Source organism: Actinocrinis sp., assembly GCF_035650855.1.
Lineage (GTDB): Bacteria > Actinomycetota > Actinomycetes > Streptomycetales > Catenulisporaceae > Actinocrinis.
The window spans coordinates 1-8,579 of the sequence record NZ_DASRGV010000148.1; the positions used below are offsets into that span (position 1 = coordinate 1).

Annotated in this window: 7 protein-coding genes; 6 read left to right on the forward strand and 1 reads right to left on the reverse strand. The window is 69.9% G+C overall.

Going from position 1 to position 8,579, the window contains the following annotated elements; translation table 11 throughout:
• The 5 genes from VFB40_RS11480 to VFB40_RS11500 all read left to right on the forward strand — a co-directional run.
• Positions 1-236: MqnA/MqnD/SBP family protein (locus VFB40_RS11480; protein WP_324849779.1), on the forward strand; the 236-nt coding region annotated here is incomplete at its 5' end.
• Between the two features lie 82 nt (positions 237-318).
• Entirely contained in the window at positions 319-1,491 is a 1,173-nt protein-coding gene (mqnC, locus tag VFB40_RS11485; protein ID WP_324849781.1) for a cyclic dehypoxanthinyl futalosine synthase, read from the forward strand.
• A gap of 209 nt (positions 1,492-1,700) precedes the next feature.
• The gene (locus VFB40_RS11490) at positions 1,701-3,380 is read left to right on the forward strand and encodes an alkaline phosphatase family protein (RefSeq protein WP_324849783.1); all 1,680 of its coding nucleotides are present in this window, start codon (positions 1,701-1,703) and stop codon (positions 3,378-3,380) included.
• Between the two features lie 189 nt (positions 3,381-3,569).
• Positions 3,570-5,078: a glycoside hydrolase domain-containing protein gene (locus VFB40_RS11495; protein WP_324849785.1), complete on the forward strand. Its 1,509-nt coding sequence runs from the start codon at positions 3,570-3,572 to the stop codon at positions 5,076-5,078.
• 42 nt (positions 5,079-5,120) lie between these two features.
• On the forward strand, positions 5,121-6,401 hold the full coding sequence (locus VFB40_RS11500; protein ID WP_324849787.1) for an amidohydrolase family protein: 1,281 nt from the start codon (positions 5,121-5,123) through the stop codon (positions 6,399-6,401).
• A 92-nt stretch (positions 6,402-6,493) separates the two neighbouring features.
• Here the strand turns inward: VFB40_RS11500 and VFB40_RS11505 are convergent, their stop codons facing one another.
• A complete protein-coding gene (locus VFB40_RS11505) occupies positions 6,494-7,183 on the reverse strand; it encodes a demethylmenaquinone methyltransferase (RefSeq protein ID WP_324849788.1) in 690 nt (229 codons plus the stop codon).
• Positions 7,184-7,225: 42 nt separating this feature from the next.
• Between VFB40_RS11505 and VFB40_RS11510 the strand changes: the two genes are divergently transcribed.
• On the forward strand, positions 7,226-8,579 hold a 1,354-nt coding region (locus VFB40_RS11510; RefSeq protein ID WP_324849790.1), incomplete at its 3' end, for a N,N-dimethylformamidase beta subunit family domain-containing protein.

An 8,579-nucleotide genomic window follows, 5' to 3' on the forward strand; every position in this document is an offset into this window, starting at 1 on the left:
TGCACTCCCGCGACCTGGCGATGGCCGAGGTGGACAAGGTCGCCGCCCAGGCCGCGCGCTGGGAGGCCTTCGACGCCGCCACCCTGGAGCGGTACTTCACCACCCTCGACTTCTCCTTCGGGCCGCGGCAGCTCGACGGCGTGCGCGAGTTCGCCCGCCGGGTCGCTCCGCAGATCGGCGCCGATCCGGAGATTCGCATCGACCTGCTCGCCGATGCCGCTGCGGCCCAGAGCTGACGGCCGCCAGGCTCCGGAGCGATATACACGGACCCGGCCGCGTAGGCTGGACGCAGGATTGAACCGGGAAGGTCGGTAACAGATGGTTTCGCTCGGCACCCAGCTGCAGGACGCCCTCGACCGCGCCGCCGACGGCGGGCGGATCTCCGAGGAGGAGGCCCTCGAGCTGTACCGGCACGCCCCGCTGCACGCGCTCGGCCGAGCCGCCGACGCCGCCCGCCGCAAGCGTTTCGCCGACACCGCGGACATCGCGACGTACATCATCGAGCGGAACATCAACTACACCAACGTCTGCGTGACCGCCTGCAAGTTCTGCGCGTTCTACGCCCCGCCCAAGTCCGAGAAGGGCTGGTCCCGGGACCTCGACGAGATCCTGCGCCGCTGCGCCGAGACCGTCGCGCTCGGCGGCACCCAGATCATGTTCCAGGGCGGCCACCACCCCGACTACGGCGTCGAGTACTACGAGACCGCGTTCCGCGCGATCAAGGCCGAGTACCCGCAGCTGGTCATCCACTCCCTCGGCGCCTCCGAGGTCCAGCACATGGCCAAGGTGTCGTCCGTCCCGATCGAGGAGGCGATCAGCCGGCTGAAGGCGGCCGGGCTCGACTCCTTCGCCGGCGCGGGCGCCGAGCTGCTGCCCGAGCGGCCGCGCACCGCGATCGCCCCGCTCAAGGAGTCCGGCGAGCGCTGGCTGGAGATCATGGAGACCGCGCACCGCCTCGGCCTCGAATCCACCTCCACCATGCTCATGGGCACCGGGGAGACCAACGCGGAGCGGATCCGGCACATCGCCATGATCCGCGAGGTGCAGGACCGCACCGGCGGCTTCCGCGCCTTCATCCCGTACACCTATCAGCCGGAGAACAACCACCTGAAGGGCCGCACCCAGGCCACCACGCTCGAGTACATCCGGATGATCGCGATCGCCCGGCTGTTCCTGCACAACGTCGCGCACATCCAGGGCTCCTGGCTGACCGTTGGCAAGGAGGCCGGGCAGCTGACCCTGCACTACGGCGCGGACGACCTGGGTTCGGTGATGCTCGAGGAGAACGTCGTCTCCTCGGCCGGCGCGCGGCACCGCTCCAACCGCATGGAGCTGATTCACCTCATCCGCACCGCCGGACGCATCCCCGCGCAGCGCGACACCCTCTACAACCACCTGGTGGTGCACGCCGATCCGGCCAACGACCCGGTCGACGACCAAGTGCGCTCACACATCGCCTCCACCGCGCTGCCGCTGGTCGAGGTCGGCTGACCGGCCGCGACCGGCACGCAGCGCCCTGCGACGCACGGGCGGCAGCCCGGCCTCCGATCACTGTCGGTGACCGGTCGGGCCCGCCCGCCGATTGCTGGTCGCGTGGAGTTCCCCCGCCGTTCACGAACCCGCGACCGAGTCGCTGGGGGCGCGCACTATCAATCTCCTTCGGAGGCTGACATCAGGTCGGCCTAATCTTGGGAGCTTTGATGTCTCGCGCATTCGGCCGTACGCGCACCCTGCGTATCACCGGCTTGGCCAGTGCCGCCGTGCTCGTCTCCGGCGCCGTCCTGGCCCCCGGTGCCGCCTCGGCACACACCCAGACCCGTGACGCGCACCACGTGCTCGTCATCTCCGTCGACGGACTTCACCAGTCCGACCTGGCCTGGTACATCAAGCAGCACCCGCACTCGGCCATGGCGCGGCTCGTGGACGGCGGCATCGACTACACGAACGCGCAGACCACCAACCCTTCCGACTCCTTCCCCGGCATGATCGCGCAGTTCACCGGCGCGACCGCGGGCGAGAGCGGCGTCTACTACGACGACACCTACAACCACGCGCTGCTGCCCGCCGGCACCACGGACTGCAGGGGCGCCACGCCCGGAGCCGAGGTCGCGTGGACCGAGGCCGCCGACAAGAACCTCAATGCGCTCGACGGCGGCGAGGGCCTGTCCGGCCTGCCCGGCTCGATCCTGAAGATGACCGGCGACCCGGCGACCGTGCTCGACCCGAAGAACCTGCCGGTCGACCCGGCCACCTGCAAGCCGGTCTACCCGAGCCAGTACCTGCGCGTGAACACGGTGTTCGACGTGGCCAAACAGGCCGGGCTGCGTACCGCATGGTCGGACAAGCACCCCGCGTACTCGATCCTCGAAGGCAAGTCGGGCGACTCGATCGACGACCTGTTCACCCCGGAGATCAACTCCGACTCCTCGGTCGCGGGCTTCCCGACCGGCAGCGACTGGACCACGGACAACGCCGCGACGCGCGTCTACGACGGCTACAAGGTCCAGGCCGTGCTCAACGAGATCGACGGCTACGACCACTCCCGCACCCAGAAGGCCGGCGTCCCGGCGATCTTCGGCATGAACTTCCAGACCGTCTCCACCGGGCAGAAGCTGCCGAAGTCGGACGGCCTGGCCGGCGGCTACCTCGCCGACGGCGTCACCCCCGGCCCGCTGCTCTCCTCCTCCCTCGACTGGGTCGACGGGCAGCTCGGCCGGTTCCTGACCGAGCTGAAGAAGCAGCACCTGGACAAGACGACCACGGTCATCCTGTCCGCCAAGCACGGCCAGTCCCCGACCAAGCCGTCCGACCTGACCCGGATCGACGACGGCCCGATGGTGGACGCGGTCAACGCGGCCTGGGCCAAGCTGCACCCGTCCGCCAAGGCCCCGCTGGTCGCGTTCACCGTGGACGACGACGCGATGCTGTGGTGGCTGAGCGACCGCTCGCAGGCCGCCGCGGACTTCGCGAAGAACTACCTGCTGGGTCTTTCCGGCACCGGCAACGACATCAACGGCAACCCGAAGGCGTTCACCTCGGCGGGCCTGAAGGCCGTGTACGCGGGGCAGGCCGCGGCGAGCTACTTCGGCGTGGCGCACAGCGACCCGCGGGTGCCGGACCTGGTCGGCGTCGCGAAGGTCGGCACGGTGTACACCGGCGGCAAGAAGAAGATCGCCGAGCACGGCGGCGCGAACCCGGCGGACCGCGACGTGCCGATCGTCGTCTCCGGCGCGGGCGTGCACACCGACGGCTGCCACTTCGACGCCGCTCCGGTGTTCACCACGCAGATCGCGCCGACCATCCTGGAACTGCTCGGCCTCGACCAGTGGAAGCTGCAGACCGTCCGCGAGGACCACGTCACCGACCTGCCGCGCATCTGACGGGTTCCCAGGTGGATCTGACGGGTTCCCAGACGCGGCAGGGGCTCCCGACCGCCGCGAGTTAAATCCGATGATCTGACTTATTAGGCCATGCGGTCCGCCCTGCCCGACACTCCGGGCGGGGCGGCCGCTTCGTCTTCAGGCCCTGTTACCGTCCGAAGTGATCCTTCGGCGACGATGGGGGTATCCGTGCAGTTCAGGGACGGGTTACGGCAGCTCGCTCGGTACACCGCCAGGCTCCTTTTCAAGCGGAGCACCGCGGCTCTGGCCCTGCTGGTCGGGCTCCTGGCCGCCGCACTGACCGCGGCCACTCCCCACGCGGAGACCACCCGCGTCGCCGCGGTCAGCAGCGCGGTGAACGGGCCGCTTCACGAAAAGACCGTCAGCTATCTCGGGCGCGCTTTCCCGGTCCCGTACTCTTGGCAGGTCATCGACCTGACCGCGCACCCGACCACCTGCGTGCGCTTCGACATGCACGCGGTCTATCTGGGCCACCCCGGCGCCGACGAGGACTGCCCGGCGCGCGGCGTCGGACGACACACCGGCGCGCTGCTGATCGAACCCCAGCTGGCCCGCGCGAACACAGCCGTCGCCATCGCGCTCGACCACCGGATCGCCGGCGAGATCGACGTGACCGCACCCGGCCTGACCGTCACCGCCAGCTACAGCGACGATGACCGCTCCACCGTGGTGAACGCGATCACCGCCGCCGGATTGTCGCAGCCCGCCGCGCCCCCACCGTCCACCACGCAGTCGAGCACGGTGACTCCGATGCATGACTCCGCTCCGGTGGAGGTCGTCCGCGGCACCAGCCAGGTCACCGGCATCGGCTTCGACACCTGCGCCGCACCCAGCGCCGGCCAGATGCAGGCATGGGGCGCCTCGCCGTACAACACGGTCGGCATTTACATCGGCGGCTCCGAGCGCGCCTGCGCCCAGAAGAACCTGACCGCCGGCTGGATCAGCGCGCAGGCGCAGGCAGGCTGGCACTTCATGCCGTTCTACGTGGGCTGGCAGGCCGCATGGGACTCACTCACCCGCACCGCGCCCGCGGTCCTCGGCAAGCAGAGTGCTGACGACGCGGCAGTGCAGGCAGGCAGCCTCGGGATCGGCCCCGGCGCGCTGATCTACTACGACATGGAGTCCTACGACAACACCTCGCCGCAGAGCGCGGCCGCGCTCGCCTTCGAGTCCGCGTGGACCTCCGAGCTGCACGCGAAAGGCTACCGGTCGGCGATTTACAGCAGCGCGAGCACCGGCATCGCCGACCTCGTCTCGCACCGCGGAAAGCTCGTCGAGCCGGACGCCGTCGACATCGCGCAGTGGAACGGCGTCGCCGACGCGGACCTCGGGGCGACCCCTCCCGGCACCTGGCAGGTCGCGCGGGCGCATCAATACCTCGGCGGCGTGGACGTCTCGTTCGGCGGCGCGAAGATGAACGTCGACGACGACTACCTGTCCATCAACCTGACCGTGCCTCCGGGCCCGCCTTCGCCCTCCGCGAGCCCGTCCACACCGCCGCGGCCCACCGCGCCCGCGAGCGCGCCCGCGTCCTTGAAGCCGACCGTGCCACTCCCGAACAGCCCGTCGTCCGGTCCGCTGCCCGTGCCCTTGTTCAGTCCTCCGGCGCCGATCGCCCCCGCCCCCGCTCCCTCCTTGAGCGCCCCTTTCGCTCCCGCCGCAGCGGCCAAGACCTGACAACTCCGGCCCGGTCATATCGGCATCCAATAGGCTCGACGCATGCTGACCCTGCACAGTGCGCCCATCGTCCTTCCCGCCGTCTCCGAACCGATCGGGGACGGCGCTGTGCTGGTGGACGGCGACCGGATCGCGGCCGTCGGTCCCCGCGAGCGGCTGGCCGCCGAGCATCCGGGCGTGCGGGAACGCGCCTGGTCCGGCGTGCTGACCCCTGGACTCGTCAACGCGCACGCGCACCTTCAGTACACCGACTTCGAGGAACTCAACGCGCTCGGCGAGCCGTTCCCGGTCTGGCTCGGCCACATGGTCGCCAAGCGGGCCACCTTCACCGACCCGATGTGGCAGGAATCCGCGCGGCGCGGCCTGCACCTGATGTTCGGCACCGGCACCACCGCCGCGGCCGACATCGTGACCGAACCCGCGGTCCTCGCGCCCACCGCACGGGCCGCCATCGCGGGGATCTCGTACCTTGAGGCCGTCTTCGAGGACGCGCAGAGCTGGTCGGACTCCGGCCGCGCACGCATGCTGGCCGCGCTCGACGGCGCCCCGGCCGGCCGCACCGTCGGTCTTTCCCCGCACACGCCGTACACGATCTCGACCTCGGTGTTCGTGGACTGCCTCGCCATCGCCCGCGAACGCGGCCTGCGGACGCACACGCACGTCGCCGAGTCCCCGGCCGAGACGCAGTACGTGGCCGACGGCAGCGGCCCGTTCGCCGCCGACATGGTTCGCTTCGGCAAGGCGATGGAGCTGATCCGCGACGGCGGCAGCGGCCTGAGCCCGGTCGGCTATCTCGACAAGATCGGCGCCCTCGGACCCGACGTGCACGCCGCGCACTGCGTGCACTGTGACAGCGGCGACCGGGAAGTGCTGCGTGCCCGTGGGGTTTACGCAGCGCTCTGTGTCCGCTCGAACCGGATCCTGCAGGCCGGCGAACCACCGATCGCCGACTACCTCAGCGAAGGCTCGCCGTTCGCGATCGGTACCGACTCGCTGGCCTCAAGCCCCAGCCTCGACCTGCTGGAAGAGGCCGCCACCCTGCGCGACCTGGCACTCGTGCAGGGCTACTGCGAGGCGGATCTCGACCGGCGGATCGTGGAGGCGGCCACGCTCGGCGGCGCGGCCGCGATGGGCCTGACCGACATCGGACGGATCGAGGAGGGCGCGCGAGCAGACCTCGCGGTCTTCGAGGTACCCGCCCTCGAAGCGCTCACCGCGGCCGACCCGACCGAGGTCTACTCCGCGCTGCTCGACGCGGCCGCCGCGAAGACGCACCGCTGCGTCGCGACCATCCTCGGCGGCACGATCGTCCACCGCGCCTAAGCCCGCAGTGCGGTAACAGGCGACCCGGCGAAACCGGTGCTGCGTGTAGCTGACGTCACATCAGGCACACACCACCTTGCTGCACGTAGCGCTTACGCGTAGCCCCGGTGTAGGGCAACGATGCCGCCGGTCAGGTTCCGCCACGCGACCCGCGACCAGCCGGAGGCGCGGATAAGGGTCGCGAGACCCTTCTGGTCCGGCCATGCCCGAATCGAGTCGGCGAGGTAGACGTATGCCTCCGGGTTCGATGCGATCCGCTCTGCGATGGACGGCAGTGCCCGCATCAGGTACTCGATGTATACCGTGCGGAACGGCCCGTTCGTCGGGTGTGAGAACTCGCACACCACGAGCCGGCCACCAGGCTTCGTTACCCGCCGCAGCTCGCGCAGCGCCGCCGTCGTGTCCGAGACGTTGCGCAGCCCGAAAGAGATCGTCACCGCGTCGAAGGCGCCGTCGCGAAACGGCAGCCGCAGCGCGTCCCCGGCGGCGAAGTCGAGTTCGGGGTTGCGCGACCGGCCGACGCCCAGCATGCCCAGCGAGAAGTCGCAGGCCACCACGGATGCCCCGGCCTGCTGGAACGGCACCGAGGAGGTGCCGGTCCCGGCCGCCAGATCCAGGATCCGCTCGCCGGGACGCGCATCGACCGCCGTTGCCACCGCTCGCCGCCATGCGCGCGTCTGACCCATCGACAGCACGTCGTTCGTCAGGTCGTACCGGGCCGCCACGCCGTCGAACATCGCGGCGACTTCGTGCGGTTCCTTGTCCAGGGAGGCTCTGCTCATGGACCTATCCTGGCACCTTCGAAAGAAAGTAGGACGCAGGCGGTGTCTCTCACCCATCGGTCTCCCGGCGCTCCGCATCGGCGCTTCGCGCTGCGCAGGACCAGGCCGCTCGCTGCGCTGGCCGTCACGGTCGGCATCGGCCTCGCGAGCTCGGGACTGGCCGCGTGCAGCGGCTCGAGTTCGCATCCCGCCGCAGGTAACGCGGCCGCGGGCACCGCTTCGTCAGTCGCCTCTCCGTCACCGAGCCTGAGCGATATCGCCGCAGAGAACGCCAAGCCCGGCACGACCGCGTGGTCGATCGGCGACTCCGCCGTCGGCCCGCAGAACGCCATCCAGGGCTACACCGATCAGGCGTCCGTCACGCCCGGTCAACCCTTCAAGCTATTCGTTTCCACGACCGCACCCGCATTCACCGCGACCGCGTACCGCATCGGTTACTACGGTGGCACCAACGGACGCGAGGTATGGCAGTCCCCGAGCACGCCCGGGAAGAACCAGACCGCACAGACGATCACGCCCTCCACACACACCGTCGAGTGCCTGTGGTCGCCGTCGATGACCGTATCCACGCAGTCCTGGCCTGCCGGCGACTACCTGATCAAGCTCGTCGCGTCCAACGGCAAGGGACAGCGGTACGTACCCATCACCCTGCGATCCACGGACACGACCGGAAAGATCGTCCTCGTCGCGGGCGTCACGACCTGGCAGGCGTACAACGCGTGGGGCGGCTACTCGCTGTACCACGGTCCCAGCGGAGGCCCTAACGACCGGGCGCGCGCCGTCTCGTTCGACCGGCCCTACCTCGATCCCGACGAGGAGGCCGGCGACGGACTGTTCTTCCCCTTCGACCAGGGCCTGGTGTCCTTCGCCGAGCAGCACGACCTGCCGGTCGCCTACGAGACCGACGTGCAGCTCGAGACCGATCCCGCGCTGTTCACCCACGCCGCCGGGATCGTCTCGGACGGACACGACGAGTACTACTCGGCCACCATGCGACAGACCCTCACCGCGGCCCGTGACGCCGGCGCGAACCTCGCCTTCCTCGGCGCGAACGCGATCTTCCGGCACATCCGCTGGGGCTCGACCCAGCTCGGCGCCGATCGTCTGATCATCTGCTACAAGGACGCCGCCTCCGATCCGATGTACGCCACGGACAAGACCCAGACGACGCAGGACTGGCGCGACGCTCCGGATCCGCGCCCGGAGAACGTGCTGACCGGCGCGTACTACCAGTGCAACCCGGTGGACGCGCCGTACGTGGTCTACGACCCGACGAACTGGATCTTCGCCGGAACCGGAGCGACGAAGGGCGAGAAGTTCCCGGGACTGGTCGGCCCCGAATACGACCGCGTCGTCGACATCCCCACCACGCCGCACCCCATCGAAGTGCTCAGCC

Coding starts and splice junctions, on each gene's coding strand:
- VFB40_RS11500 (WP_324849787.1), top strand. CDS start 5,121: ATGCTGACCCTGCACAGTGCGCCCATCGTCCTTCCCGCCGTCTCCGAA.
- mqnC (WP_324849781.1), top strand. CDS start 319: ATGGTTTCGCTCGGCACCCAGCTGCAGGACGCCCTCGACCGCGCCGCC.
- VFB40_RS11505 (WP_324849788.1), bottom strand. CDS start 7,183: ATGAGCAGAGCCTCCCTGGACAAGGAACCGCACGAAGTCGCCGCGATG.
- VFB40_RS11490 (WP_324849783.1), top strand. CDS start 1,701: ATGTCTCGCGCATTCGGCCGTACGCGCACCCTGCGTATCACCGGCTTG.